Origin of the sequence: Acidiphilium cryptum JF-5 (assembly GCF_000016725.1) — a bacterium.
In the GTDB taxonomy this organism is placed as follows: Bacteria; Pseudomonadota; Alphaproteobacteria; order Acetobacterales; family Acetobacteraceae; genus Acidiphilium; species Acidiphilium multivorum.
Window position 1 is genome coordinate 93,832 of sequence record NC_009468.1, and the last position, 25,456, is coordinate 119,287.

Consider the following 25,456-nt stretch of genomic DNA (forward strand, 5'->3'; position numbering starts at 1 on the left):
GTCGCACGCTCGGCATCGGTTCAATGGCGTTGGCTGGCCAGAATTGTCGCGATCTAGCAGATACTGGCATCGCTCGTCGGTGTGCCCGAGTTAGAACTCGGTCGGGCAGGGGTGTAGTTGATATGATCACTGCCCTCAGTATTCCTGGCGAGATTCCCGTGCTATCTTCTTCGCATCTGCCTTCTGCGCCCGGCTTGCGTCGAGCGCCTGGCAAGAAGGCACACCTCATCAGCCCTCCCTCTGAGAGCGCAATTGCGGACTGGTTTATCGGTGCCGATCTGGTCGACGCCTATGCCATCACGCTTTCCGATTGGGCTCCCAGTGATATCGACACCTTAGCGCGCGAGGCGCTGGAACACCCACCAGCCTGGTTTCAGGCGTTGCTCCGCCTCCGCGACGCTATCGTTTCGTTGGGTGGAGTAAAGTCCTCTCGGCGGATACGGCAGGATGCCGAGTCCGAAGGTCTCGCGACCGTGGCGTTCTTTCCGGTCCTGTCGCGTTCGGAGCGGGAGCTTGTGCTGGGGGAAGACGACCGGCACCTCGATTTCAGAGCCTCGGTCCTGATACGGGTCACGACGGACGAGGGGAAGCGCGATCTTATCATGACCACGGCCGTGCGCTGCCATAATCAGCCGGGCCGCGTGTATCTGATGACGATCGCCCCGTTCCACCGCCTTGTCGTCCGCAGCAATCTCGAACGTTTTCTTGCACGCTGACCCTTCAGGGGCGGTTGCATTTTCTCGGCGATTATTTCCGAATGTGCGTCGGAACCGACGCACCCGCGTCACGCAGGCGGCAGAAATGCCCTGTCTGGCCCGACTTCAACAGTGGAACCCGGAACGATACGGTAATGGCACGATAGAGGATTGGAAGATAACGGTTTTTTCGGAGCCGTTTGAAGAGTTTTCAAAAACGTAGTGCCACGTATCGCGCGATTGTGTGTTGATCTTGCTTGCATCGGCTCCGTAGCGTGGTGTCCGGAGTCGGGGTCATGTTCTTCCGCATCAAACCATCAGGTGGCCGTCGCTACCTGCAGATCGTCGAGAACAAGCGGGTCGATGGCAAGGTCCGCCAGGTTGTGCGGCTGACCATCGGCCGGATGGACGAACTCGAAGCAAGCGGCCAGCTCGCGAGGCTCCTCACCTCCGGCGCCCGCCATTGCGAGCAGATGATGCTGCTCTCCGCCATCGAGAATGAGGCGACCACGCTGAGCATGCGCCGGTTCGGCGCGCCATTGCTGTTCGGCCGACTGTGGCAGGAGAGCGGGATCGCTGCGGTGTTCGAGGAGCTGCTGGCCGGGCGGCAGTTCGAGTTCCCGGTCGAGCGCGCGGTGTTCGCCACCGTGCTCCACCGGATCATGGTCTCGGGCTCGGATCGCGCCTGCGACAAATGGCTCGAGGATTACGACATTCCCGGCACCGAGGAGCTCGGCCTGCATCACCTCTACCGCGCCATGGCCTGGCTCGGCGAAGAGCTGCCGGACGAGGAACAGGGGGATGCCACGCCCTTTGCACCGCGGACGGTGAAGGATCTGGTGGAAGAGCGGCTCTTCGCCCGACAGCATGATCTGTTCACCGACCTCTCGGTCGTGTTCATGGACACCACCTCGCTGTATTTCGAAGGTGCCGACGGCGAGACGCTGGGCGCGCGGGGCCACTCCAAGGATTACCGCCCACAGCTCGCGCAGATGATCCTGGGCGTGGTGATCGATCAGGACGGCCGGCCGATCTGCACCGAGATGTGGCCGGGCAACACCGCCGATGTCTCGGTACTGGTGCCGGTGATCGACCGCCTGCGGTCGCGCTTCGGCATCACCCGGGTCTGCGTTGTCGCCGATCGCGGCATGATCAGCGCCGCGACGATCGCCGCGCTGGAGGAGCGCGGACTGGAATACGTCCTCGGCGCAAGGGAACGCACCGACCGCATCGTCCGCGAGGTGGTGCTGGCCGATGAGCGCCCCTACATCCCGCTCTGCCTCGAGCGCGCCGGTGGCGACGAGACCCAGCTCTTCATCAAGGAGGTCAAAGTCGCGGGCAAGCATTACATCGTCTGCCGCAACGAGGCGGTGGCCATCGAAGAGGCCGAGACCAGGCGCCAGGTGGTCGCCGCCCTCGATCGTCAGCTGACGCGAGGCGACAAGGCGCTGATCGGCAACTCCGCCTATCGCCGCTTCCTGCGCCCAGTCAGCGACGCAAAGCCCGGCCGCAAGAGCAAGCTGTTCGAGATCGACGCCGGCAAGCTCGCCGAGGAAGCCCGCTTCGACGGCGTCTTCGTGCTGCGCTCCAATGCCAGGATCTCGCCGCTGCAGGCGGTGCTCCGCTACCGGGACCTGCAGAATGTCGAACAGCTGTTCCGTGTGGCGAAGGCGACGATGCGCACCCGGCCAATCTACCATTCCTCCGCCGCCGCCATCCGCGGCCATGTGTTCTGTTCTTTTCTCGCGCTGATCCTGCACCAGGCGCTCGACGAAAAACTCCGCCGGGCCGGCAAGCGCGTCGAATGGGCCGATCTCCTTCGTGATCTCGACAGACTGCAGCACGGCGAAATCAGTCAGAACGGCAAGCGCTGGCAGCTGCGCACCGAAGCCGGCGTTGCGGCGGCCACAGCCTTCAAAGCCGCCCGCATCGCCCTGCCGCCCCGTCTGCAGACCCCCCAGCAAGCCGTAACCTGATCCGGCTGCGCATTCCGCCCTGTAGTGCCACAGCTCCGGCGCACGCCAGATTTCACACGCCTTTTCAATTGCTTAGGAAAACCCGCTGTTTAACTGGGGTCTGGGAACGTTTTCTCCACGACGTCCGGGAAAGCGCGCACCTTCGCCCCGACAAGCCGGCGGGAGCTTTACAGTGCCCGGCGTTCTGCTGGCGGCGCTGACAGCGGTCCTCCGAGAGCGATGCGCCCCGCCGCGACATCGTCGGAGACCAGCAGCCTGGCCAGCACTGCGGCCCCGGCACTGGCCAATACCGCTCCCAAAATTTCGGCTTCGAGAGAAAGAAAGCATCCCCAAGGCAGGAGAACGCCCGCGATTACGCCATGTGTGGAAAATTGCCCTCTCGTGTCTCTGCGGAAATCAACAGTCGTGCCGGCCCTAGTTCTCCAGCTGAGGTGGCGGAGTGGACGGCGATTGCCCTCAAGAGCAGACTGTCTGCCTGCCCAACGCGACCCCCGCGGCCACTTCAAGCGCCCAACCTAGCCTGCAACCGGGTGCGTCAGCCAGCCACACATGAGATTGGCGCCATGCCGGGCCTGGCATCTGGCTGATCAGTCCGGAAAGTCGGGATCTCTTGAAACGATATGCATAGCGCGACGGGCCACCTGATCCTGATAACCACGCTCACGTTTCGCCCGAGCGAGATCGGCGAGGCGATCCAGAGCAGTCCCGAGATCGGGCGCAGGATCGAAGCGGCTTCTCGACGAGATGCCGATACGCCCCCAACAGCGCAGGATTCCGATTGTACCAAACAGGTCGGTCAAAACCTCGATTCTGTAGTAGCGGCGCTCATTCATCGCGGGCCGGATGCGCACGAGGTCAACGACGTCGGGAAACAAAGGAAGCTGAACGGCGGTAGGGCTGGGTACAGATGGCATGCGCGGGCGGCGTTTGACCACCGGTGGCACGGCCGGTGCAGATGGTGTCCGCTGCGTCCGGATCTCCTGGCGTGACAAAATCGACATGAAAAGAGTCTAGCACGACCACTTTTCAAGCGAATCCCGTAAACGACCGGCAGACGGATTTTATTCTATCCGCTCTCCAGATTTAATGGCGAGATCCGGGTCACCCGAGGCCGGCCAAGGCATCGGCCGGACGGCTCGAGAACGGCCTCACTGTCGGCCCGATGATCGCGGCCTGTCGGCACGAAGCCGTACCAGTGTTGAAAACTTACGCCACCGAGATAGCACCGCCAGCCACGCAGACGCACTTTGCAGGGCTTTACGTCAGCAGGTGTGGGAAACTGCCTCGCGTATAGGCGGAGGATCAGGGACGTGGCCCGTATTGGCAAGCTCGCCGGCTTAAAATCATCTTCGAGCTGCGGGCTTCAGATTTCACAAATTCAATGCGAATATGGAAGTCGCAGAATATATCTTATGGAACTTCGTAGCGCTAATTTGGTGAGCGGGCTGCCCCATGAAGAGACTTACGATGCGGAACATCAGAGAAGCGCAGCGGCTGCATGCCGGCGGATTGTCGACACGGAAGATCGCCGCGAGCCTCGGCGTCGGGCAGAGCACGGCGAGCGATTATCTCAAGCCGGTCGAGCATGCCGGGCTGAGCTGGCCGCTCGCGGCTGAGATGACGGACGCGGCGCTGGAGGCGTTGCTGTTTCATCCGATCGGCGGCCCCAGCCGTCTCGTCGAGGCGCAGCCGGACTGGCCGGCGATCCATCCTCGAGATTGCGGCGCACCGGCGCTCCATACGGCTTTGTTGTGCGGCTTTGGCACGTGCCCGCCGCTCGTCCAGCTCCTGGTCAAGACCAGAGTACCGAAGCCCGGCGGCCTGACGGGTGGCGCGAGTGATATCGCCTGAGTGCCACGTCCTGAAATTGGAGGCCGCGGTGCCCAGGCGGCGGGATGAAGCACCATCGCTGAAGCCATGGACGAGCAGGACGCCCTCGGGCTCGCCCCTCAGGTTGTCGCGACTGGAGTGGATGGTGGCGGCAAAGTGGCCGATGCCGGGAATGTCCAGCTTGCCGGCCGCTATCAGGTCCCGGCAAGCGATCGGCGGCTGCGATGGCTGATGGCGCGGCCGGCATCCGTATCTCCGTCTCCGCAATCGGGGTGGGCGCCAGAACGGTGTCGCGCGGTGTGGCAGCATGGCCGGACGGAGGCCGCGTTTGCAGCGCGGCCGCCAGCCTTGCAAGGCGCTATTCCTCCTCGTGCACAAAGACCACCCGGCCTGCCGCCGGCTCGAGGCGAAGCCGCACTCGATCGGGGTACAGGGCTCATGCGTTGTCGAGGCGCAGCCCCCCTTCCCCGCCACACGTTCCTCGGTAACCAGGTGCGCCATCGCGCAACCGCGCGTGGCGATCACGGCAACGCTCTTCTCGATCAGGACGAAGGTGCCGGTGATGTTGGTGTCGATGAAATCGCGCGGCCCGTCGATCGTCCGGTCGACATGGGATTCGGCGGCGAGATGCATCACGATGTCGGGTTGGTGGGCCTCGAAGCCGGTCCGCATCACCGCGGCATCGGCGATGTTGGCGCGGATCAGATGATGACGCGGATGCCCCAGTTCGTCCTGCGAAGCCAGCCCATGTGGTCAGAAATACCCCGCCGTCGCCCAGAGCTGGTGTCGGGTCCGGCAGGATGTCACCCAGTTCTTTTCCTCACCGGTAAAGTCCGGCGGATTATCTGCGCCACACCATAGCCCCCCCGAATTCCAAGCTGCGCCAGCCCATCTGTCAGCGGAGAAAATTGTCGCGCAGTAGCTGAACAACTTCCCGCGAACGTCCGTCGAGCACCGCTCTTACGCCGAACAGGGCAGTCGAGGCGACCTGGCCGATCTCTACTTTCGGTGGCATGACCAGTTCGACCCGGTTCACATGGACATCAAGCAAGGCAGGGCCCTCGGCGGCCAGCCAGCGCCGCATCGCTGGCTCGAGCTCGGGGCCGGTGTCCACGCGCCAGCCGCTGATGCCGCAAACCTCCGCGAGTTTCGCAAAATCCGGGTTCTTCAACTCCGTGAAGGAATCGATTAGACCTTCTACCCTCTGCTCCATCTCGACGAAACCCAGCGAGCCATTGTTGAAGACCAGCAGTTTGATTGGCAACTTTTCCTGCACCAGCGTCAGCAGGTCGCCCATCAGCATGGTCATGCCGCCGTCGCCGCACATGGCGATGACCTGGCGGCCTGGAAAGGCGGCCGCCATGCCCATCGCCTGCGGGTAGGCGTTCGCCATGGTGCCATGCAGGAGGCTGGTCAGGAAGCTACGGCGGCCGTTTGCGGTGACATGGCGGAGCAGCCATACCATCGGGGAACCGCCGTCAGCGGTGAAGATCGCGTCGTCCGCGGCCAGCGTGTCGAGCGTCTGAGCGACGGTCTGCGGATGGATCAGCGCGTCGTCGTGCGCGCAGGCCAATTTTGCGTAACCCTCGCGATCCGCGGCCCAGCGCTTAAGCGACCTGTCGAGATGAGCGCTGTCGCTCCTCGTCTTTAGCCGGGGCAGCAGGGCCTCGATCGTCGCGCCGACATCGCCGACCAGCCCTGTCCGGATCGGCGCGCGCCGTCCGAGGTGCGTCGGGTCGCTGTCGATCTGGATCACGTAACGGGCGTCGGGATAGAACTGCGTCCACGCGAAATCGGTGCCGAGGCAGAGCATGATATCGGCCGCATCGATCGCTTCGACGCCGGCGCGATTGCCGAGAATGCCGGTCATGCCGATGTTGAACGGATTGTTCGGCTCGATAAATTCCTTGGCGCGGCTGGTATGGACGATCGGCGCCTTCAGTAGGCCGGCAAGCTGCACGACTCGGGCCGCCGCGCCGCGCGCGCCGATGCCGGCATAGATCGTGACGCGGGCCGCGCTGTCGAGATCGCGGGCGAGGGCGTCGAGCTCGTCGTCTGACGGGCGCAGCACGGAGGATGGCCGGTGGACTCGCCATTCAAGCCTGTCATCCGTCGTTTCAGTGAACATGTCGCCGTTCACGATCACCACGGCAACCCCGCCCCGCGTGAGCGCCGCCTGGGCCGCGAGCGTCGTGATCCGCCGCGCCTGGTCCGGGTGACTCACATATTCGCAGAAGACGCTGGCCTGTTCGTAGATCTTCCGCTGGTCAACTTCCTGGGGAAAGCGCAGCCCCGCCTCGGCACGGGCCACGTCGGAGGCGATCAGCACGACCGGTGCGCCGTTGCGGTGGGATTCGAAGATGCCGTTGACGAAATGCAGGCTGCCGGGCCCGCACGTGCCAGCGCAGACGGCGAGCTCGCCGGTCAAGTAGCCCTCGCCGCCGGCGGCGAGGGCGCCGGCTTCCTCGTGGCGGACATGGACCCAGCGGAGGTCCGATTTCCGGACGGCATCGGTGAAATGATTGATCGTGTCGCCGACGATGCCCCAGCAGCGGCGGGCGCCGGCTTGGCAAAGCGTATCGACGATGATTTCCGCTACGGTGCTGGCCATGAAATCTCCCGGGTTAGTGTGCCGTGCCGCGCGCCGAGGCACGGATCCTGATCAGGTCGATGGCGGGGCGGAAACTGTCTGCCCGCGCCGCGCGCCACCAGTCCGCGTAGATCGTCTCGTCCGGGGCATCGCGCAGGATGCCTTTCGGCAGGAAGGTGTGGATCTCGTCGATCGGTGCGGCCTTTTCGGGGCCGATGCGGTGCATGATGTGATGCGGCTGCAGATCGGTCGGGTGCTTGAACCCGACGGACGCAACGATTTCCGACAGAGCCTTCAGTGTGTGGGCGTGGAAGCGGGCCGCGCGTTCGCCCTGCACCTCTGGGATCAGCCCGCGCTGGCGTCCCGGGCTCTGGCTGGTCACGCCGGTCGGGCAGGTCCCGAGATGGCAGCGCTGGGCCTGGATGCAGCCGATAGAGAACATGAAGGCGCGGGCAGCGTTGCACCAGTCGGCACCGAGGGAGATGTTCCGGGCGAGGCCCATGCCGGAATAGACCTTGCCGCTGGCAGCCAGCCGGACCTCGTCCTTCAGCCCGGCGCCCACCAGCGCGTTGCGCATCAGCACCAGTCCCTCGAGCAGCGGCATCCCCACCCAGTCCGACAGTTCCAGCGGGGCGGCGCCGGTGCCGCCCTCGGCGCCGTCGACCACGATGAAATCGGGCCTGATCCCGGTTTCGAGCATCGCCTTCACCATCGCAAAGGGCTCGTGCGGCTGGCCGATGCAGAGCTTCAGGCCGACCGGCTTGCCGCCCGAGAGCTCGCGCATGAGGGCGACGAATTCCATCATTTCGATCGGTGTCGAGAACGCCGAGTGCCCGCGCGGCGAGAGGCAGTCCTTATGTTCGGGAACCTGGCGCACGCGAGCGATTTCTGAGGTCACCTTGGCGGCGGGCAGCAGGCCGCCATGGCCGGGTTTCGCACCTTGGCTCAACTTGATCTCGGTCATCTTCACCGCGTCATGCGCGGCGGTATCGCGGAATTTTTCAGGATCGAAGCAGCCATTCGCATCGCGCGCGCCGAAATAGCCCGAGCCAAGTTCCCAGACCAGATCGCCGCCATGCTCGAGGTGATAATCCGAGAGGCCGCCTTCGCCTGTATCATGATAGAAGCCGCCACGCTTTGCACCGAGATTGAGAGCGCGCACCGCGTTCGCCGACAGCGCGCCGAAGCTCATCGCGCTGATATTGAGGACGGATGCGGAATAGGGGCGGTTGCACTGCTCGTTACCAACCAGGACCCTCGGACTTTCGTCTGGCTCGGACTCTGGAGCGATCGAATGACTGATCCAGTGATGTTCCTTGGCGCCGACATCGCGCTCTGTCCCGAACGGGTGGGTATCGGTTTCTCCCCGAGCCCGTAGATGGACGAGGTTGCGCGCCTCGAACGAATACGGCGTGCCGTGCAGATCGTCCTCGACAATGTACGCACGTAGGTAAGGGCGAAGCTGGTAGAACAGCCAGCGGATGCGACCGGCAACTGGGAAGTTCCGCGTTATCGTCCAGCGGCGCTGCGTGAAGTCGTGGATGCCGAGCGCGACTATGGCGAGGCACAGCAGGCCCAACCAGATCCACGATTTCACCAACAGGATCACCGACAGTACGAGCGCCGCCAGCGGAATGATCGCCCTCTTCAACAGATCAAGCATGAATTCTTTCCGAGTCTAGGATTAAGGATTGGAAGACGGTCGTCCCCGTTCAAGTTGCGCGGTGCGGATTGACCGGTCTCATCGCGGCGTCGGGGCATGATATCTGGCAGGCTGCCGAAAACGTGATGGCACGGACGAAAGACAGGACGGTCGGAATAGCTCGCAGCGCCATGATATGCGCCAGCAAATTCATATAGACGCCGAAGAAGGGCGGGATAGTGATTGCGGAGCTAAACGAGACTCCATAGCCGGACGATCTGACATCGATATGGAACCGCTCGTTCAGGTAGCTGTGTGGCACCGAACCCAGACATTAGTGAAATCGGTTGTTTGGCGGCCTGCTCATCCTTGAAATTCAGCAACAAATTTCAGGGTCCGGACATCAGAAAATCAATCAAAACAGTTCAATAACAATTATTTATGATAGAGCCTCAATTATAAATATGACGTGGCTTTCGTTTTGTTGCATAGGCGCAAAAACCGGTGCCGCACGCAGGGTAAAACTCCACAGAAAATTGATTTTCGTCATTGCATTGCATAATTCATAACGCCATGTCTTCGGCCTGTGACAACAACTAGGCGGAGAACATATGAACAGGTTTTCAGAATTACTCGGTTCCCGGAAACCTATCTGGCTCCTTGCTCCCTTTGCCGTCACATGCAGTGCCACCCCCGCGAGGGCGCAGACGCCTTCGCCACTCGCCGAATGGCAATACTCCTCGGGCATCCAACTCCAGCGCCTGTTCGAGCCGAAAATCCCGACCTGGCAGGTCGAGCTCGGGCTGGGCACACAGTTCGCCCCCGCCGCGCCCGGCCTTAATCGCTACCGGATCCAGGGCGGCCCCGGCATCGATATCCGCTACAAGAATCGCTTCTTCCTCTCCACCGGGGAGGGGCTGGGCGTGAACCTATTCAGCTTCCGCCATATCAGCTTCGGCACCGCGATTTCCTACGATCTCGGCCGCTCCCCCCATGTCGACGGCGAGGCGCTGAACGGTCTCGGGACCATCCATCCGGCGCCAGAGCTCAAGGTTTTCGCGACTACGGTACTCACGGAGGGCTTTCCGCTGACCATCCGCGTCGACATCCGTAAGCAATTCGGCGCATCCTTTGGCTATATCGGTGATGTCGGCGCCTACATGCCGATGCCCGGCAGCTCGAAAACATTTTCATGGTTCCTCGGCCCCACCGTCACCCTGGCCGACGCGCGCTACATGAACACCTATTTCGGCGTCAGCCACGCCCAAGCAGCAAGCTCGAAATACCATTATTACCACGCCCATGGCGGCTTCCGCTCGGCGGGCATTGGGATATCGGCAAATTATTTCGTCACCCCGCATGTCATCATCAACCTCAACGCAGCCTATGAGCGGCTGCTCGGCAGCGCGGCGAAGAGCCCGATCACGCAGACCGTAAACGAAGGCGTCGTCTCCCTTTCGGCGCTGTACAAGTTCTGATCGACGCTCCCTAGGTTCCGTACCTATTGCCATGACCACGGTGGTTTTGATTCAAGTCTCCTCGGAGGGCTTGGAAGATGTCGGAAGTATTCTGGCCCCACTTGGACAGTGGGTTTTATAAAGGCTGGCGATATCAATAGTTTATTTGCCCGTGAGCGGGTGCTGCCACTACATTTTTGGGGTGTTGGGTCGGCGGCGCGCGGCCGCGGCTTCAGTCTGCGGGGTGTTCGCTGATGTTGTGGGGCAGCGCGATGCTGGCGGCCTTGAAGACATTGCCGACCTGGCCGGTGACGTGGGTCCTCGTGGTGATGACCTTGCCGCCCTTTTCGATGGTTGCCTGCTGGAGCCTGTCGAGATCGTTCAGCAACTTCTGCCATTCGGGCTGGAAGCCCCTGGCGCCGCACAGGCGGTTCAGTTCCTTGGCGAGTGTCAGGGCCAGGAAGGAACAGAAAACGTGGCCGCGGATCGCGGCGTCAGCCTGGTGAAAGATCGGCCTTGTATCGAAGCTGGCCTTGGCGGCGCGGAACAGGGCCTCGACCTCGAGCAGGTCGCGATACCGGATCACGGCCTGCAGGGGCGTGACCCTTGCGTTGGTCCTGAGCACGCTGAGGCCATCGAAGCGGGCCTCGGCAGTGTCAGGAATTCCGTGTATGGGCGGCGGTTGAACATCAGGCCGCCAGGGCCCTTACAAAGCGGTCGCCGAAGATGACGGCGAACTGAGCCTTTGCCATAGCCCATTCTCGAGGTGGCATCACCCACTCTTTTTCGGATCGGTTCAGGATCAGATAGAGCAGCCTGGCCGCGGCCTCATCGCTGGGGAAATGGCCGCGCGCGCGGATGGCACGGCGCAGCTTGGAATTCAAAGCTTCTATGGCGTTCGTTGTATAAATGATCCGACGAACGTCGCCCGGAAAGCCGAAGAAAGGGATGACTTCCTGCCATACCCGGCGCCAGCTCTGGCCGATGGCGGGGTATTTCTGGCCCCATGGACCGGCCTCGAAGGCGGCGAAAGCGGCCTCGGCGGCCCTGGCATCAACGGCCCGGTAGATGTCCTTGAGGGCGGTGGCGACCGCCTTGCGGTCCTTGTAGGACACGAAATCCATCGAATTCCGGAGCAGATGGACGATGCAGGTCTGCACGATCGTCTCGGGAAAGACGGCCGTGATCGCCTCCGGGAACCCCTTGAGGCCATCGACCACCGCCAGCAGGATGTCCTCGACGCCGCGGTTCTTCAGCTCGTTCATCACGCGCAGCCAGAATTTGGCGCCTTCGTTCTGCTCGATCCACATCCCGAGTTCGACCTTCGTCCCGTCGGCCATAACCCCCAGCGCGATATGGATCGCCTTGTTGCGGACCACGCCCTCGTCGCGGATCTTCTCCCTGATGGCATCGAAGAATACCAGCGGATAGACCGGATCCAGCGGCCGCTGCTGCCAGGCCGTCACCTCGTCCAGCACGGCATCCGTGATCGTGCTGATCAGTTCCGCCGAGGCATCCATGCCGTAAATCTCGCGCAGATGTTCCGCGATCTCCCGGATGCGCATCCCCCGCGCATACATCGAGATGATCTTGTCATCGAAGCCCGGAAACCGGCGCTGGTATTTGGCGATCAGTTGCGGATCGAAGCTACCCGCACGGTCTCGCGGGATCGCGATCTCGATCTTTCCCGTGCCGGTCAACACCGACTTGCGGCCGTAGCCGTTGCGGCTGTTCTCCGCCTCCGCTTCGTCACTCAGATGGTAATCCATCTCCGCGCTCAAGACCCGCTCCGCCAGGGCTTTCTTCAGCGCGTTCACCAGGTCTCCAGAATTCAGCGCTGCCGCCGCGTCACCACCAGCCAGAAGCTGGTCCAGCAAATCGTCCGGGATCGCCGGTGCCGTCCGTCGTGCCATATGGGTCTTCCTTTCTACCCGCTATGCCACTCACACACGAAATTCAGGACACTGCCTCTCATCCGTCATCCGCGCCCGACCACCGTCGCTTGCCCGCGACCCGGCGATCTCATCCGTCATCCGCGCCCGACCAGCCGCTTGCCCGCCACCCGGCGATCTCATCCGCCACCCCCGCTCCAACACCGCCGTTTTCCCACCATCCCGCTCGCCCGCCACCCCGCTCCAACACCGCCGCTTTCCCACCACCCCGCTCGCCCGCCACCCCCGCTCCAACACCGCCGTTTTCCCACCACCCCGCTCGCCCGCCACCCCGCTCCAACACCGCCGCTTTCCCACCACCCCGCTCGCCCGCCACCCCCGCTCCAACACCACCGCTTACCCCACTACCAACACCAACCCCATTTCCACCCAACCCACCACCTCTTCCGCCACCCATTCCTCACCACTCCTTACCCCCGTTACTGCGTCTAGTTTCGACAGATAGTGTTGTTCTGTATGTCGTTAGTCCGGCAGGACAATTTGAACCCACATTGAATCCTGTTTTATGCCGATATTTCACCAATATTGGTGATTTATCGCATGACGCTATTGCGAAAGTGCTGCTGGCTCAGAACGGCTGGCAGCCTCTATTCCCATGTTAAATATTGGGTAATTTTTGGTGGATTATTGGTGATTTACAGCATTCAATGTTGTCGGTTTTATCGCGCTGTAACGCCCCTATCATGTTGATAATTCACCATAATCCAAGATATCTTCTTATCATGTCATTTATGGGCAGTTTGCCCGGCACTAACCGGGACTATTCGCGAGCGCATTTCCTCTGATTTTTCTCAGGCGTGCTGTGCAACCTGACATCGTGCGGGCGTGATGGCTTACCGGCCGAACCTGGCTGTTTTTGGTGGGCTCTACGATGTGTTGGCGTTGGATGTGGCAGAGATCGGGACCGGACGGGGCAAACGCCCCTGGGATCAGCTGACCAGCCTGGGCAGTCTGGCCGGGGCATAGCCGAGGATTGCCTGGTCCGGCATTGAGCGCGGCAGATGCATGCGGATCGAGCGTTTCAGGGTTTCGAGGCGGACGGCGAGTTTGATCAGGCGCAGGTGCAGGGTATTGAACTGGATACCACGCCAGCGCGACCGACGCGGCATCAGGGAGCGAAAACTCCACATCAGCCAGTAGGCGCCGATATGCAGAAACAGGCGCATCTGGTTGGCGCTGGCCCGCGAGCACGAGGTCCGGTCGGCCGCAAGATTGGTCTTCCACGCCTTGATATGGTTCTCGGCCTGGCCGCGCGCGCAGTAGATCTCTTGATACAGGGTGCGCGGGGAACCAGCCTTCAGGCTGGTGACGATGAAGCGGGTATCGCCCCCCAGCGGCCAGGCCTCGACGCGGGCGATGATCCGCTCGACGCGGTCCCAGCTTGCTGCGCCATCATTGAACTCTTTGAACCGCCGGATTTTCTCTCCCGGAGCCTGTTGCGCGCGCGCCGTGGTGCTGGTCATGACCCGGCGCTCGACGATGTTCAGCACGCGGAACCGACAGCTGCAGGCGAACTGGTCGTGCACGAAGTCAAGCGACCAGCGGGCATTGAGCCGCGTCTCGAACAGGATCGGCGCGCGTGTGCTGGTCTGAGCCCCAAGTTCCCGCCATTCACGAGTAGAGTCTCATCCCCAAGTGATGCCCACGATTGGGCGTAGGTGCAACAGCCGGGTTGGGGGTTAACCCCCAACCCGGCGCGCCGATGATTTTTCCCGCCACCTGGACACCCGCATTAACCCTGTGAGTGTTGTTGAATTCGTGATTCACTGAGGCGGTCGTGAATTGGAGGCGTGTGGATGGAGGCGTGGTCGCTGTTCGGGCTTTCGGAGCATCTTGAGCGTCTGAGCAAGACCGGGGACCCGCTGGAGGTTCTGGAAGCGACGGTCGATTTCGAGCATTTCCGTGGCTGGCTGGTTGAAGGGCTGGGCTATGGCGACGGAGCCAGGGGTGGCCGCCCGCCCTTCGACCCTGTTTCGATGTTCAAGGCGCTGATCCTTCAGGCCCAGCACAATCTGAGCGATGCCAGGATGGAGTTCATGATCCGGGACCGCCTGTCCTGGATGCGCTTCCTGCGCTTTGATCTTGGCGGGCCGACGCCGGATGAGAACACGATCCGGCTGTTCCGTAACAAACTGACCGAGACCGGCACGCTGAAGCGGGTGATGAAGGCGTTCGACTGGCAGTTGCAGAAGAAGGGCTACATCCCGATGTCGGGCCAGATCGTCGATGCGTCGCTGGTGCCGGCGCCGAAGCAGCGGAACACGGACGCAGAGAAGGAAGCGATCAAGGCCGGCAAGACAGCGCGTGAGATCTGGCCGGACGAGCCCCACAAGGCAGCGCAAAAAGACACGGACGCGGTGGACGCTCAAGATCGGCGGCAAGATCCGGTATCGGCCGGACGGCACGCCACTGCCCCAGATTGCGCTGCCGGTGTTCGGCTACAAATCCCACATCGCGATCGACCGACGCTTCGGCTTCATCCGGGAGAGTGCGGTGACGTCGGCATCCCATGCGGATGGCCGGGTGCTGCCGCGGTTGGTGACGACGGACAACACCTCCTCGGAGGTCTGGGCCGACAGTGCCTATCGCTCGCAGAAGAATGAGAAATGGCTGGCTTCAAGGATGCTGGTCAGCCGCATCCACAGGCGCAAGCCGGCGGGCAAGCCGATGCCGCACAATATCGCGCGGGCCAATGCCGCGAAATCGTCGATCCGTGCCCATGTCGAACACGTCTTCGCCCACCAGAAGAACAGGTTCGGCCTGTTCATCCGCACCATCGGCATCGCGCGGGCCGAGGCGAAACTCATCCTGGCCAATATCGCCTACAACTTCGACCGGCTCATCTTCCATGAACGCGGCCGAGCCATGGGATGAATCCGTCCAGACCTCGGGATTGCGGCCCCGATCGCGGCCTCCGCGACCCACGCCGACGGTCAAATAAGGCCCTTCAAACGGCCCAGAGCGCCGCATCAAGATTCAGATCCAACAAACCGCTCAATCCGCAAGGGTAAATACGGGTGTCCACCTCTGCCGGGGTTTTGTTGCCCAGGCTCGAATGGGGGCGGTGATGATTATACAACTCGATCGCAGCACGCCCACAGGACGGAAGAGCGTGAACTTCTCTATCGTTGGCACCCTTGGACGGGTCGACAGGTGCATGTTCACGAGGTCATCGAGAAGGCCGGCTGGGCGGCGTTTCGCTGTAGCCTGACGGGCATTGGTTCCGAACGGCGGCTGGAGGTTCCGGCGTGGATGTTCGACCGGGCCATCAGTCAGTCCTGGCGGCTCCGGCCTGTCCCAATCGCGTCGGCTGCGGCGTTGGCAGCCTTGGCGGCATTGCTGAGCGACGCGGCGGAGGTTTGTGGGGGGTCATCGGGATCGAGACATTCGGGCGCAGCATCGGAGTCCCCAAAGGCGATTCCCGGAGACACCCATGCCGCGCCGACCGACACCCCAGCAACCCGACCTCTTCGACCCGCCATCGGATCCCGAGCGGTTCCCGACGCCGCAATGGCAGAGCTTGCCCGACGAGGTGCGGCTGACGCTGACCGAGTTGATGGCCCGCTTGATCCTCGACCACGCCATCGACGCGGCCCGCCAACGGAAGGACGCGGGACATGATGCATGAGAAGATCGGACCGCATCATCTGGAGCGCAAAGCGCTCCTCTATGTGCGGCAATCCTCGGCGCATCAGGTGCTGCACAACCGCGAGAGCAGCGCCCTGCAATATGCGATGCGCGACCGGCTCACGGTGCTCGGCTGGTCCTCCATCGAGACCATCGACGATGATCTTGGCCGCTCGGCGGCGGGCGGCGTTACACGGGCCGGCTTCGACCGGATGGTGGCCGAGGTTTGCCTGGGGAAAGTCGGTGCAGTTGCGGCGCGCGAGGTCTCCCGCTTCGCCCGCAACAGCCGCGACTGGCAGCAGTTGATCGAGATGTGCCGGGTCGTCGACACCGTCCTGATCGACCAGGAGACGGTCTATGCGCCACGCCAGAGCAACGACCGTTTGCTTCTCGGCCTGAAGGGCAGCCTCAACGAGTACGAGCTCGATCTTCTGCGGCAGCGCTCGCTGTCGGCCCGATACGAGAAGGCCCGCCGCGGCGAGTTGCTCGTCGCTGCCCCGGTCGGCTTCATGAAGGCCGGCGACAGGCTGGAGAAGGACCCCGATCGCCGCGTGCAGGAGGCCATTACTCTCGTCTTCGACAAGGTGGCTGAGCTCGGCAGCGCCCGACAGGCTCTGCTCTGGTTCCTGGAGCACAGTCTGGATCTGCCGGCCCGACGCGCCAATGGCGATGTGGTCTGGCGCAGGCCGACCTACGCCACCATCCACCGCATGATCGAGAACCCGGTCTACGGCGGCGCCTACGCCTATGGTAAGACTCGCGTGACGCCGCGGCACGACGCGATCGTTCCGCGATCCAGCAGTCGTCGCAAGCGGCGCGGCGACTGGCTGGCGCTGAAGCCAGGGGCGCATGAAGGCTATGTTAGTTGGGAACGGGCAGAGGCGATCCGCACGATGGTCAGCGACAACATCCCTGCGAGCCGGCATCACGGAGCGCCCAAGCATGGCGATGCTTTGCTGGCCGGCCTGCTGCGTTGCCGGCGCTGTGGCCGCAAGCTGACGGTCCGTTATACTGGGACCAATCACAATATCCCCCGCTATTCCTGCTGGCGGGGCCTGCTCGACAATGGCGAGCCGCGCTGCATCGCTTTCGGCGGCCTGCGGGTCGACGACGCCATCGAGGAGGCATTGCTGCGGGTCGTGGAACCCGGCGCCATCGCCGCCGCCGCCGCCGCAGAGGCGCAAGCTGCCGGCCGGCGAGACCAGGTGCGCGAGGCTCTGGTGCGCGATCTCGAAGCGGCCCGCTACCAGGCCGATCGGGCATTCCGGCAATATGACGCCGCTGATCCTGCGAACCGGCTTGTTGCCGCGGAGCTGGAGACGCGATGGAACCGCGCCCTCGCGCAGGCCGCCGAGGTCGAGGCAAGGATTGCCGAGCACGATGCCGCCGCCCCAAATTCGTCTTCCCTGGCGGTGCTCGACGCCGCCAGGCTTGGTACGAACCTTCGGGCGGTCTGGGCGGCGCCGACAACGGATTCCCGGCTCAAGAAGCGTATCGTCCGCACCGTCATCCATGAAGTGGTTGCCGATATCGATGACACAGCCTCCGAGATCGTTCTGCTGGTCCACTGGATTGGCGGTGCCCACACAGAGCTTCGCCTGCCGACGCGGCGCCGCGGACAGCGCAACAGCACGGCCTCCGAGATCATCGCCGCGGTGCGCCATCTCGCGCTCATCGCCTCCGACGACCTGATTGCTGGCATCCTCAATCGGAACCGCCTGCTGACCGGCCATGGCAACCGCTGGACCCGCGAGCGGGTCACAGCCCTCCGTTCGCATCACAAGATCCAGGTCTTCCGCCCCGCGCCCGACGGCATCGAACCTCAGCTCAACCTTACCGATGCCGCACGCCTCCTTGGCGTGGCGCCCAAGACCCTCAGGCTCGCCGCCGAGGCCGGAGTGATCGAGGGCGACCACCCTTTGCCCGACGGCCCGTGGATCTTCCGCCGGTCCGAACTCGCCAAGCCAGCCGCCGCGCAGATCACTCATCGCGCACGGCAGAACCCCAAACACCCCGCGGGATCACACCCCGATCAGAAAAACCTATCCCTCTCAACAACATAGACAAATGGGTCTTATGAAACAGGATTGTAGTCGTGACGCCAGGCGGCCAGCACGGACCTCGCTTGAGGCAGGCTCGTGAACAAGGTCTCGTTCAGACACTCGTCCCGGAGCCGGGCGTTGAAGCTCTCGACGAACCCGTTTTGCTGGGGCTTGCCGGGCGCGATGTAATGCCATTCCACGTTCCGCTCTTTCGACCAGCGCAGGATCGACATGCTGGTGAGCTCAGTGCCGTCGTCGCTGACCACCATGAGCGGGCGCGCCCCGCGCTCAGTGATCGCCATATCCAACTCGCGTGCCAGCCGGGCGCCCGAAATTGACGTGTCGGCGATCAAGCGAACGCATTCGCGGCTGAAATCGTCCACGACGGCGAAGATGCGAAACCTGCGCCCACATGTCAGGGCGTCGGAGACGAAATCCAGCGACCAGCGCTGATTGCAGCCCTGCGGAATGGTCATCGGAGATCGTGTGCCCAAGGCCCGCTTTCGCCCGCCGCGACGGCGAACCTGAAGGCGTTCTTCGCGGTAAAGGCGCCGAAACTTCTTGTGGTTCATGGAAATTCCTTCGCGGCTGAGCAGCCAGTGCAGGCGCCGATAGCCAAATCGACGGCGCTCGCCCGCAAGCACGCGAATGCGTTCGCGAGCCTCCGCATCATCCGGGCGGCGGCTTTGATACCGCACCGTGGTCCGATCCACGCCCAGCGCATCGCAGGCCCGGCGTTGGCTCACCTCGAACAGGCTCTGAAGATGAGCTACCGCCTCCCGCTTATGGCTGGGCGCTAGAATTTTATGGAATGGCCCGCCCCTTTCCCCCTTGTAGAGTAATCTGCCGGGGGCCAACGGAAGAAAGGGAGGCAGGCAATGAAGACAGAGATCGCGGTTTTAGGGATTGATCTGGGCAAGAACAGCTGCAGCCTTGCGGGACTGGATGGGACTGGTGCGGTGATCAAACGGCGGCGGATGCGACCGGAGACCGTGGTGACGTTCACGAAGGAGTTGCCGCCTTGCGTGATAGCGATGGAGGCGTGCTGCGGCGCTCATCATCTTGCCCGTCTTCTCGCGGCGCAGGGACACGACGTCCGGCTGATGTCGCCGGAATACGTGCGCCCTTATGTGAAGGCGCAGAAGAACGATGATCGCGATGCCGAGGCGATTGCGGAGGCGGCAACACGGCCGACGATGCGTTTTGTGTCCATGAAAACGGAGGAGCAGCTTGACATGCAGACCCTGCATCGGGCGCGTGACCGGCTGGTCGGTGAACGGACGGCGCTGATCAACCAGCTGCGAGCGATCCTGTTGGAGCGCGGGGTTACGGTGCCGCAGGGGCGGAGCAAGCTCGAGCGGTCCCTGATCGAGATGTTCGATGGCGATGAAGCCGAGCCACCGGCGACATTGACGCCGCGGCTGCGGGCGCTGATTGCCGACATGCGGGCCGAATGGCGTGAGCTGGATCGGCGGATCACCGCTTTTGAGGACGAATTTGTCGCTCGCACGCGCGAGGACGAAGCGGCACGCCGGCTGATCAGCATTCCCGGGATCGGCGTGATGAACGCGACCGCGCTGATTGCCGCGATCGGCAACGGTGAGACGTTCAGCCGGGGCCGCGATCTTGCTGCCTGGCTTGGTCTGGTGCCGCGGCAGATCACGACAGGAGGCCGACCGCGGCTGGTCGGGATCAGCAAGCGCGGCAACAAGTATCTGCGCAAGCTGCTGATCCATGGTGCTCGCGCCGCTCTTCCCAGTCTGTTGACCAGCTCAACGCCGCTCGGCGGCTAGCTGCGCGGGCTCACCGCTCGGGTCCACAAGAATGCAGTGGTTGTCGCACTGGCCAACAAGCTGGCGCGGATCGCTTGGGCGGTACTGAGAAACGGCGGCACGTTTGATGCCAAGTCCGCATCAGGGATGGCATGATTAGCCGGCTAATGATCTCGCTAACTTGATCGCCGGTCATGATGTTTGCGGGTGGTGGAATGAAGATGGCCTGACAGTCGACCGGCGCTTCGGGAACCTGCTTCAAAAAATGGCGCGCTTGATGCCGTGAATTTTATGAGGACCGGATCGCGCGGATCTCCATCTTGGCCGGGAGCTTGCTCCGAGGCCGGATACGTTGACGCAGACTGGTCAGTTCATCGAAAATACCACTTGCAGACGGGGCGGGCCATACGTTTTTGACGCAATTTCCTTGAGCATGGCGTTGTCCAGCACGGCGTCCGCCAACAGCCGCTTGAGCCGAGCGTTCTCGTCTTCCAGCTGTTTGAGCCGCCGGGCGTCCGAGACTTCCAACCCGCCGAATTTGGCCTTCCACTTGTAAAACGTCGCCGAACTGATCCCGTGTCGACGGCAGACCTCCGCCGTCGACATCCCCGACTCCTGCTCTTTGAGGATGCCGATGATCTGTTCCTCGCTAAACCGACTGCTCTTCATCTCGTCCGTCTCCCTGATGGGGCGGACTCTACTCATTCCTGGAGGAAATCCACGGGCTCAGACCATTCGCAACCCTTGTGATGGACTTTCTGTAGCAAATTAGAATGGCGAAGCTGATGCCTACCCCTTCAGGCTGCGGAGCGGGTTCTTCAGGTCGTTAAAAAGCTTAATAGCTCCCTAATGTTGACAGCAGAAACCGACCCAACCAAGTCATCTGGAGACAGAACTACCCATCGCTTAAGCGGCCATTCGCAGGTTCAAGCTGGTGTGGGCTCAGCGCCCGCCAATTACTCAATTAGCTCCAGAACGTATGCTGAAACGGTGTGTACGGAGTGGATAGCTAGCCTGGCATGTCACGGCTTAATCGTGATACTTCGCCTTTGTTCTTCCGACTTGCCGTGCGCGCCGCTTTTGGCATTGCGTAAGTGAGCGATGCCGTCGACGATGTTGTTCAAGCCAGACGCGATCTTCTTCAGGTCCTTATTGTCCCAATCGACAGGTCGCAGCCCTATCTGCTCAGTTGCTATCTTCCAGAGCTCCGCCAGTGTCCGTCTCGCTGCGCAGCCCGACGTTCTCGACCGGCGGCGCGAGAGCTGAGCACGCATCTACTGGAGTCGCCAACCAAAAGCAGAAAATATACGCTTATGGGTCGGGAACGACGAAGATGGACGGTACTCCTACGCCATAGCGACATAGAGTACGCTGCGGCTCTCTTTAATGATGGACAGCTCCACCGCCGCAGCCAATCAGATCAGGATTCGCATCTCGGAAAGTATTGGCACCACGGCAGGGCAAATCTATCAGAAACACTCAATGTGTCTGGCGTGATCGGGCATACACCCTGAAAGGAAGCGGGCGTCTATCAGGATTTGAGCAGTTTGAGTTCCACGAGGCTGGTCGCTGTGGCGATAATCGCGTCCTCAGGGGATCGCGGAGTCCAGCCAAGCAGGCGCTGCGCCTTGGCGGCAGTCGCGTTCTTGCGTTTGCCAAGCTCGGGCAACAAGGGCCGCACTTCGGGATCGAATAATGCAGCTGCGCGCAACAGCCAGTTCGGCAATTGGCGCGTGGATACGGCGCAGGCAGCGTTGCCAAGACGGTCCTTCAAGGTCTGAGCCACTTGAGTAACGCTCATGAAATGTCCTGCGGTCGCAAGGAATCGCTCCCCGGCTGCGGCGGGATCGGTCATTGCCCGGAGATGGAGATCCGCGGCGTCGCGGGCATCCAAGACGCCGAACCACAGGTCGGGGCATCCCGGTGTGCTGCCTTCCATCATCCGCTTTATCAAATGGATCGACGTCGACAGGTCAGGCCCTAGTAGTGGGCCAAGGATGCCGGTCGGATTGACAACCGCGAGTTCCAGCGCACCGCCTTCGCGGTTCATGAACGCCCACGCGGCGCGCTCGGCCAGCGTTTTGGATCTCTGATAGGGCTGGATCGTCGGATCGTCGGGATCAGTCCAGTCATTTTCTGTGAATATCCCCGTATGCCCGTTGCCATATCCGATCGCCGCGAACGACGACGTGAGCACCACCCGCTTCACATTGGCATCGCGTGCTACCCTTAAGACCCGGAGCGTCCCGTCCCTTGCAGGTCTGATTAATTCATTCTCGTCTTTGGGAATACTACGAGGATAGGGAGATGCGACATGGAGTATATAATCGCAGTTAGCGATGGCTTCGTTCCAGCCCGCGTCGGCAGTGAGGTCCGCAGCGAAAAGAGCAACCTGATCGGTGGTAATTTCCGCTCCGCCTTGTCGCAGCATGGCCTCTACGGCGTCCTTCCGCCGTAGATCCCGCACCGTGGCTCGGACCTCGTGCCCCGCCGCGAGCAGTTGGATGATGCAATGCGCGCCCAGAAACCCTGTGCCGCCCGTCACCAGAACCCGTGCCATATCGTCTCCTTGCCTGACCTGAGACAGAGCCCTACACCTTCAACCAACGTTTAAGGTCAAGGACTTTCGATGCGCATCGGTGATATCGCGCGGCGATCAGGTCTCTCGGCGTCGCGTATCCGCTTTTACGAACGTCAGGGCCTGATCCCCGTCGCGGCGAGAAGCGAGAATGGCTATCGGGATTATCCCATGAGTGTACTGGAGACGCTCGACATGATCCGTCAGGCGCAGAGCCTAGGCTTCACCCTCGACGAGATAAGGGCGGAACTTGTCCAGGGAGGCGGCGAACCGCCGGTCGGGAAGCAGATACTCTTGGCGCTCCACGAAAAACTTAAGGTGCTCGAACAGCATATCAACCAGATGACGCATCGTAAGCAGCGCATCGTCTCACTTATCGAAAAATACGAAGCCTCTCACAGCTAGAAACAGTCAACTAAGGTAGCGAGACCACTGCTGCACCTGTGACCTATTGTGGTCGATCGTAAGCGCAGTCTGAATGACGGCCTTGCGTTGGCGAGTGAGCGCTACGCGGCGGCTGGTAGAGCGGCCTGAGTTTTCCAGGCCCAAGGCAGCAGGGTGTCGATTTCGTTGGCCTTAGTATGGCCGGCGACGATGCGTTCGAGGATTTCGGTGAGCCAGGCGAGCGGCTCGACGCCGCTGAGCTTGGCGGATCCGATCAGCGTCGCCATCAGCGCCCAGTGCTCTGCGCCGGTGTCGTTGCCGGCGAACAGGGCATTCTTCCGTCCCATGCTGATTCCGGGCTCAATTCGCCCGGGATTCCGATATTAACTCGCCCGGGATTCCGGGAATTATTCGCCCACCTATTCCGAGATTAATTCGCCCACCTGTTCCGACTTTTATTCGCCCAGGCGGGCGGGGTTGGCCGGGTCGGATTGAGGTCTCTGCTGGCTGGTTCAGGTTCCCTCCCTTTGTCTGATCGAGGGAGTGGATGAATGCCAGTGGAGCGGATTGCGATGCGCGATGTGCGCGAGATTGTCAGATTGAGGATGGCGGGGCTTTCGACCCGCCAGGTAGGGATCCGGGTCGGGGTTGCGGCATCGACGGTGCGCTTGACGCTGCGGCGACTGGAGGCGGCCGGGCTCGATGGGCCAGGGGCTCTGGCGCTGTCCGAAGCGGCCTTGGAAAGGCGCTTGTTCGAAGGCTCGGCGGGCAAGCGGCCGGGGCATCGACGTGTGGATGAGCCGGACTGGGGGCGTATCCGCCGCGAGTTGCAGCGCAAGCACGTGACGCTGTCGATCCTGTGGGACGAGTATATCGCCGAGCACCCGGACGGATATCGCTACAGCCGGTTCTGCGAGCTCTACCGGAGCTGGGAAGCCCGGCTACCGGTGACGATGCGCCAGACCCACGCATCGGGCGAGAAGCTGTTCGTCGATTATGCCGGCGACACGGTGCCGGTGGTGATCGACCGACTCACCGGCGAGACGCGTGCGGCCCAGATCTTCGTCGCCGTTCTCGGCGCATCGAGCTTCACCTATGCTGAGGCGACCTGGACCCAGACCCTGCCGGACTGGATCGAGGCGCATAATCGCACTCTGGCAGCAATTGGCGGCGTGCCGGCGCTGCTGGTGCCCGACAACGCCAGGGTCGCGATCATCCGCGCCTGCCTCTACGATCCACAGGTCAACCGGACCTACACCGATATGGCGCGCCATTACGGCACGGCCATTCTCCCGGCGCGGCCGCGGCGGCCGCGTGACAAGGCGAAGGTCGAGGTGGCGGTTTTGCTGGCGGAGCGGTGGCTGCTGGGCAAGCTGCGCAACCGGGCATTTTACAGCCTCGCCGAACTGAATGCCGCGATCGCTGAATTCTGCCGCTGGCTGAACGAGGAGCGGGTCGTCCGTCGCCTGGGGGCGACAAGACGGCATCTGCTGGAAACACTCGATCGTCCCGCGCTGAAGGAACTGCCGGCCGAACCCTATGTGCTGGCGCAATGGCGGCGCCGGCGGGTCGGCATCGATTATCACGTCGAGATCGAGAAGCATTTTTACTCCGTCCCCTACCGGCACGCCCGCGCCGAGGTCGAGGCCCGGTTCACCGTGCGCACGGTCGAGATCTTTCTCCGTGGCGAGCGGATCGCCGTGCATGCGCGCGGGTCGGGCAACGGCAAGCACACGACGATCGCCGAGCACATGCCCTCGAGCCACCGGCGTTACGGCGACTGGACCATCGCGCGGATCCATCAGGAAGCCGCACGGCTCGGCCCGTCGGTCGCGACACTCTGCACCCTGATCCTCGAACGCCGGCCTCATCCGGAGCAGGGGTTCCGCGCCTGCATCGGCATCCTTCGCCTGGCCCGCAGTGTTGGCGCCGACCGGCTCGACGCCGCAGCCGAGCGCGCGCTCACCATCGGCACCCTGACCTACGGCTCGGTCAAATCCATCCTCGATCACCGGCTGGAGCGAGCCGCCGGCACCGCCAGTCCCGATCCCACCCCGATCCGCCACCCCAACATCAGGGGCGGCGGATATTTCCACTGATGACAAGGAGAAGCCTCATGCTGAACCATCCGACCCTCGATCAGATCCACCAGCTCGGTCTTGCAGGCATGGCCCGCGCGTTCACCGAGCTGCACGCCAATCCCGAAACCCCCAGCCTCAGTCACGCCGAATGGCTCGGCCTTCTGCTCGACCGCGAGATCACCGTCCGACGTGACAAGCGGTTGAGCACAAGGCTGCGCCATGCCAAGCTGCGCCATGACGGTGCAATCGAGGATGTCGATTACCGGAGTGCCCGCGGCCTCGATCGGGCTCTGTTCCAGAAGCTGATCCAGGGTGAGTGGATCGACGCGCACGACAATCTCGTCCTGAGCGGGCCGACAGGGGTCGGAAAATCCTGGCTGGCCTGCGCCCTCGGTCACAAGGCATGTCGTGATGACAGGAGCGTGCTCTATCAGCGCGCGCCGAAACTCTTCACCGAACTCGCACTCGCCCGCGCCGAAGGGCGGCACGGCCGGATGATCCGCACTCTCGGCACCGTCAATCTGCTGATCCTCGACGACTTCGGCCTTGCACCGCTTGACGCCAGCGCCCGTCACGACCTGCTCGAGATCGTCGAGGATCGCTACGGCCGTCGCGCCACCATCATCACCAGCCAGATCCCTCCGGCGCATTGGCATGAGCTGATCGGCGATCCGACCTACGCCGACGCCATTCTCGACCGTCTGCTCCACAATGCCCACCGCATCGAACTCACCGGTGAAAGCCTGCGCAAGACCCGCAAGCAAACCCCAAAAACCGCTTGACCCAACAAGAACAGGAGAGCAACGAAATCAACAGCCACAGAGACCGCT

At 62.5% G+C, this 25,456-nt stretch carries 16 protein-coding genes and 8 pseudogenes; 11 read left to right on the forward strand and 13 right to left on the reverse strand.

Annotated elements, in window-relative coordinates; translation table 11 throughout:
* Positions 1–122: 122 nt before the first annotated feature.
* Both ACRY_RS01275 and ACRY_RS01280 read left to right on the forward strand, forming a co-directional pair.
* Positions 123–716, forward strand: a complete 594-nt coding sequence (locus ACRY_RS01275) for a DUF2867 domain-containing protein (RefSeq protein ID WP_081432826.1) — start codon at positions 123–125, stop codon at positions 714–716.
* A 275-nt stretch (positions 717–991) separates the two neighbouring features.
* Positions 992–2,671 (forward strand): IS1634 family transposase, encoded by a 1,680-nt coding sequence (locus tag ACRY_RS01280; RefSeq protein ID WP_011930665.1) that lies wholly within the window; start codon positions 992–994, stop codon positions 2,669–2,671.
* Between the two features lie 587 nt (positions 2,672–3,258).
* Here ACRY_RS01280 and ACRY_RS18540 read toward each other — a convergent pair.
* Complete coding sequence (locus tag ACRY_RS18540; RefSeq protein WP_231295208.1) at positions 3,259–3,672, reverse strand: WGR domain-containing protein; 414 nt, start codon at positions 3,670–3,672, stop codon at positions 3,259–3,261.
* Between the two features lie 466 nt (positions 3,673–4,138).
* Here ACRY_RS18540 and ACRY_RS01290 point away from each other — a divergent pair, with 466 nt between their 5' ends.
* Positions 4,139–4,522 carry a hypothetical protein gene (locus ACRY_RS01290; protein WP_043508904.1) on the forward strand — a complete coding sequence of 128 codons (384 nt, stop codon included), beginning with the start codon at positions 4,139–4,141 and terminating at the stop codon, positions 4,520–4,522.
* A 456-nt stretch (positions 4,523–4,978) separates the two neighbouring features.
* Here ACRY_RS01290 and ACRY_RS18545 read toward each other — a convergent pair.
* From ACRY_RS18545 to ACRY_RS01305, 3 genes and pseudogenes are all read right to left on the reverse strand, one after another.
* Positions 4,979–5,227, reverse strand: a pseudogene (locus tag ACRY_RS18545) (GDP-mannose 4,6-dehydratase); the annotation flags it as partial.
* A gap of 169 nt (positions 5,228–5,396) precedes the next feature.
* On the reverse strand, positions 5,397–7,112 hold the full coding sequence (locus tag ACRY_RS01300) for a ubiquinone-dependent pyruvate dehydrogenase (RefSeq protein WP_011930662.1): 1,716 nt from the start codon (positions 7,110–7,112) through the stop codon (positions 5,397–5,399).
* A 13-nt stretch (positions 7,113–7,125) separates the two neighbouring features.
* Entirely contained in the window at positions 7,126–8,754 is a 1,629-nt protein-coding gene (locus ACRY_RS01305; protein ID WP_011930661.1) for an FMN-binding glutamate synthase family protein, read from the reverse strand.
* Positions 8,755–9,344: 590 nt separating this feature from the next.
* On the opposite strand from ACRY_RS01305, the gene ACRY_RS01310 reads away from it, so the two are divergent.
* Complete coding sequence (locus ACRY_RS01310) at positions 9,345–10,211, forward strand: MipA/OmpV family protein (RefSeq protein ID WP_011930660.1); 867 nt, start codon at positions 9,345–9,347, stop codon at positions 10,209–10,211.
* A gap of 211 nt (positions 10,212–10,422) precedes the next feature.
* On the opposite strand, the pseudogene ACRY_RS01315 reads toward ACRY_RS01310, so the two are convergent.
* The 3 genes and pseudogenes from ACRY_RS01315 to ACRY_RS01325 all read right to left on the reverse strand — a co-directional run.
* Positions 10,423–10,839: pseudogene (locus ACRY_RS01315) on the reverse strand (IS1634 family transposase); the annotation flags it as partial.
* Between the two features lie 40 nt (positions 10,840–10,879).
* Entirely contained in the window at positions 10,880–12,103 is a 1,224-nt protein-coding gene (locus ACRY_RS01320) for an IS256 family transposase (protein ID WP_011930658.1), read from the reverse strand.
* Between the two features lie 968 nt (positions 12,104–13,071).
* A pseudogene (locus tag ACRY_RS01325) lies at positions 13,072–13,599 on the reverse strand (transposase); the annotation flags it as partial.
* Positions 13,600–13,938: 339 nt separating this feature from the next.
* On the opposite strand from ACRY_RS01325, the pseudogene ACRY_RS01330 reads away from it, so the two are divergent.
* Positions 13,939–15,016, forward strand: a pseudogene (locus ACRY_RS01330) (IS5 family transposase).
* A gap of 73 nt (positions 15,017–15,089) precedes the next feature.
* Here ACRY_RS01330 and ACRY_RS20535 read toward each other — a convergent pair.
* Positions 15,090–15,230 (reverse strand): annotated as a pseudogene (locus ACRY_RS20535) (integrase core domain-containing protein); the annotation flags it as partial.
* A 345-nt stretch (positions 15,231–15,575) separates the two neighbouring features.
* Between ACRY_RS20535 and ACRY_RS01335 the strand changes: the two are divergent.
* Together ACRY_RS01335 and ACRY_RS01340 are read left to right on the forward strand one after the other, a co-directional pair.
* Positions 15,576–15,770, forward strand: coding sequence for a hypothetical protein (locus ACRY_RS01335; protein WP_043508907.1), 195 nt, complete (start codon positions 15,576–15,578; stop codon positions 15,768–15,770).
* The gene (locus tag ACRY_RS01340; RefSeq protein WP_043508908.1) at positions 15,760–17,832 is read left to right on the forward strand and encodes a recombinase family protein; all 2,073 of its coding nucleotides are present in this window, start codon (positions 15,760–15,762) and stop codon (positions 17,830–17,832) included. Before ACRY_RS01335 ends, ACRY_RS01340 begins: the two co-directional genes overlap by 11 nt.
* 23 nt (positions 17,833–17,855) lie before the next feature.
* Here the strand turns inward: ACRY_RS01340 and ACRY_RS01345 are convergent.
* Positions 17,856–18,617 (reverse strand): annotated as a pseudogene (locus tag ACRY_RS01345) (IS3 family transposase); the annotation flags it as partial.
* 72 nt (positions 18,618–18,689) lie between these two features.
* On the opposite strand from ACRY_RS01345, the pseudogene ACRY_RS01350 reads away from it, so the two are divergent.
* Positions 18,690–19,739: pseudogene (locus ACRY_RS01350) on the forward strand (IS110 family transposase).
* 240 nt (positions 19,740–19,979) lie between these two features.
* Here ACRY_RS01350 and tnpA read toward each other — a convergent pair.
* The 3 genes and pseudogenes from tnpA to ACRY_RS01360 form a co-directional block, all read right to left on the reverse strand.
* Positions 19,980–20,252, reverse strand: a pseudogene (gene tnpA / locus ACRY_RS01355) (IS66 family insertion sequence element accessory protein TnpA); the annotation flags it as partial.
* Positions 20,253–20,605: 353 nt separating this feature from the next.
* Positions 20,606–20,857, reverse strand: coding sequence for an abortive infection family protein (locus ACRY_RS18570; RefSeq protein ID WP_081432831.1), 252 nt, complete (start codon positions 20,855–20,857; stop codon positions 20,606–20,608).
* A 257-nt stretch (positions 20,858–21,114) separates the two neighbouring features.
* Positions 21,115–22,143, reverse strand: coding sequence for an SDR family oxidoreductase (locus ACRY_RS01360; RefSeq protein WP_011930651.1), 1,029 nt, complete (start codon positions 22,141–22,143; stop codon positions 21,115–21,117).
* 69 nt (positions 22,144–22,212) lie between these two features.
* Between ACRY_RS01360 and ACRY_RS01365 the strand changes: the two genes are divergently transcribed.
* On the forward strand, positions 22,213–22,566 hold the full coding sequence (locus ACRY_RS01365; protein WP_011930650.1) for a MerR family transcriptional regulator: 354 nt from the start codon (positions 22,213–22,215) through the stop codon (positions 22,564–22,566).
* A gap of 101 nt (positions 22,567–22,667) precedes the next feature.
* Here ACRY_RS01365 and ACRY_RS01370 read toward each other — a convergent pair whose 3' ends face one another.
* Positions 22,668–22,892 carry a transposase domain-containing protein gene (locus ACRY_RS01370; RefSeq protein ID WP_011930649.1) on the reverse strand — a complete coding sequence of 75 codons (225 nt, stop codon included), beginning with the start codon at positions 22,890–22,892 and terminating at the stop codon, positions 22,668–22,670.
* A gap of 225 nt (positions 22,893–23,117) precedes the next feature.
* Between ACRY_RS01370 and istA the strand changes: the two genes are divergently transcribed.
* Both istA and istB read left to right on the forward strand, forming a co-directional pair.
* Positions 23,118–24,644, forward strand: coding sequence for an IS21 family transposase (istA, locus tag ACRY_RS01375; protein WP_081432832.1), 1,527 nt, complete (start codon positions 23,118–23,120; stop codon positions 24,642–24,644).
* Positions 24,645–24,661: 17 nt separating this feature from the next.
* Positions 24,662–25,408, forward strand: a complete 747-nt coding sequence (gene istB, locus ACRY_RS01380; protein WP_011930647.1) for an IS21-like element helper ATPase IstB — start codon at positions 24,662–24,664, stop codon at positions 25,406–25,408.
* Positions 25,409–25,456 lie beyond the last annotated feature (48 nt).

Bases quoted from the DNA above. Each gene is read 5' to 3' on its own strand.
- ACRY_RS01275 (WP_081432826.1), top strand. From the start codon at position 123: ATGATCACTGCCCTCAGTATTCCTGGCGAGATTCCCGTGCTATCTTCT.
- ACRY_RS01280 (WP_011930665.1), top strand. From the start codon at position 992: ATGTTCTTCCGCATCAAACCATCAGGTGGCCGTCGCTACCTGCAGATC.
- ACRY_RS18540 (WP_231295208.1), bottom strand. From the start codon at position 3,672: ATGTCGATTTTGTCACGCCAGGAGATCCGGACGCAGCGGACACCATCT.
- ACRY_RS01290 (WP_043508904.1), top strand. From the start codon at position 4,139: ATGCGGAACATCAGAGAAGCGCAGCGGCTGCATGCCGGCGGATTGTCG.
- ACRY_RS01300 (WP_011930662.1), bottom strand. From the start codon at position 7,112: ATGGCCAGCACCGTAGCGGAAATCATCGTCGATACGCTTTGCCAAGCC.
- ACRY_RS01305 (WP_011930661.1), bottom strand. From the start codon at position 8,754: ATGCTTGATCTGTTGAAGAGGGCGATCATTCCGCTGGCGGCGCTCGTA.
- ACRY_RS01310 (WP_011930660.1), top strand. From the start codon at position 9,345: ATGAACAGGTTTTCAGAATTACTCGGTTCCCGGAAACCTATCTGGCTC.
- ACRY_RS01320 (WP_011930658.1), bottom strand. From the start codon at position 12,103: ATGGCACGACGGACGGCACCGGCGATCCCGGACGATTTGCTGGACCAG.
- ACRY_RS01335 (WP_043508907.1), top strand. From the start codon at position 15,576: ATGCCGCGCCGACCGACACCCCAGCAACCCGACCTCTTCGACCCGCCA.
- ACRY_RS01340 (WP_043508908.1), top strand. From the start codon at position 15,760: ATGATGCATGAGAAGATCGGACCGCATCATCTGGAGCGCAAAGCGCTC.
- ACRY_RS18570 (WP_081432831.1), bottom strand. From the start codon at position 20,857: ATGCGTGCTCAGCTCTCGCGCCGCCGGTCGAGAACGTCGGGCTGCGCA.
- ACRY_RS01360 (WP_011930651.1), bottom strand. From the start codon at position 22,143: ATGGCACGGGTTCTGGTGACGGGCGGCACAGGGTTTCTGGGCGCGCAT.
- ACRY_RS01365 (WP_011930650.1), top strand. From the start codon at position 22,213: ATGCGCATCGGTGATATCGCGCGGCGATCAGGTCTCTCGGCGTCGCGT.
- ACRY_RS01370 (WP_011930649.1), bottom strand. From the start codon at position 22,892: ATGGGACGGAAGAATGCCCTGTTCGCCGGCAACGACACCGGCGCAGAG.
- istA (WP_081432832.1), top strand. From the start codon at position 23,118: ATGCGCGATGTGCGCGAGATTGTCAGATTGAGGATGGCGGGGCTTTCG.
- istB (WP_011930647.1), top strand. From the start codon at position 24,662: ATGCTGAACCATCCGACCCTCGATCAGATCCACCAGCTCGGTCTTGCA.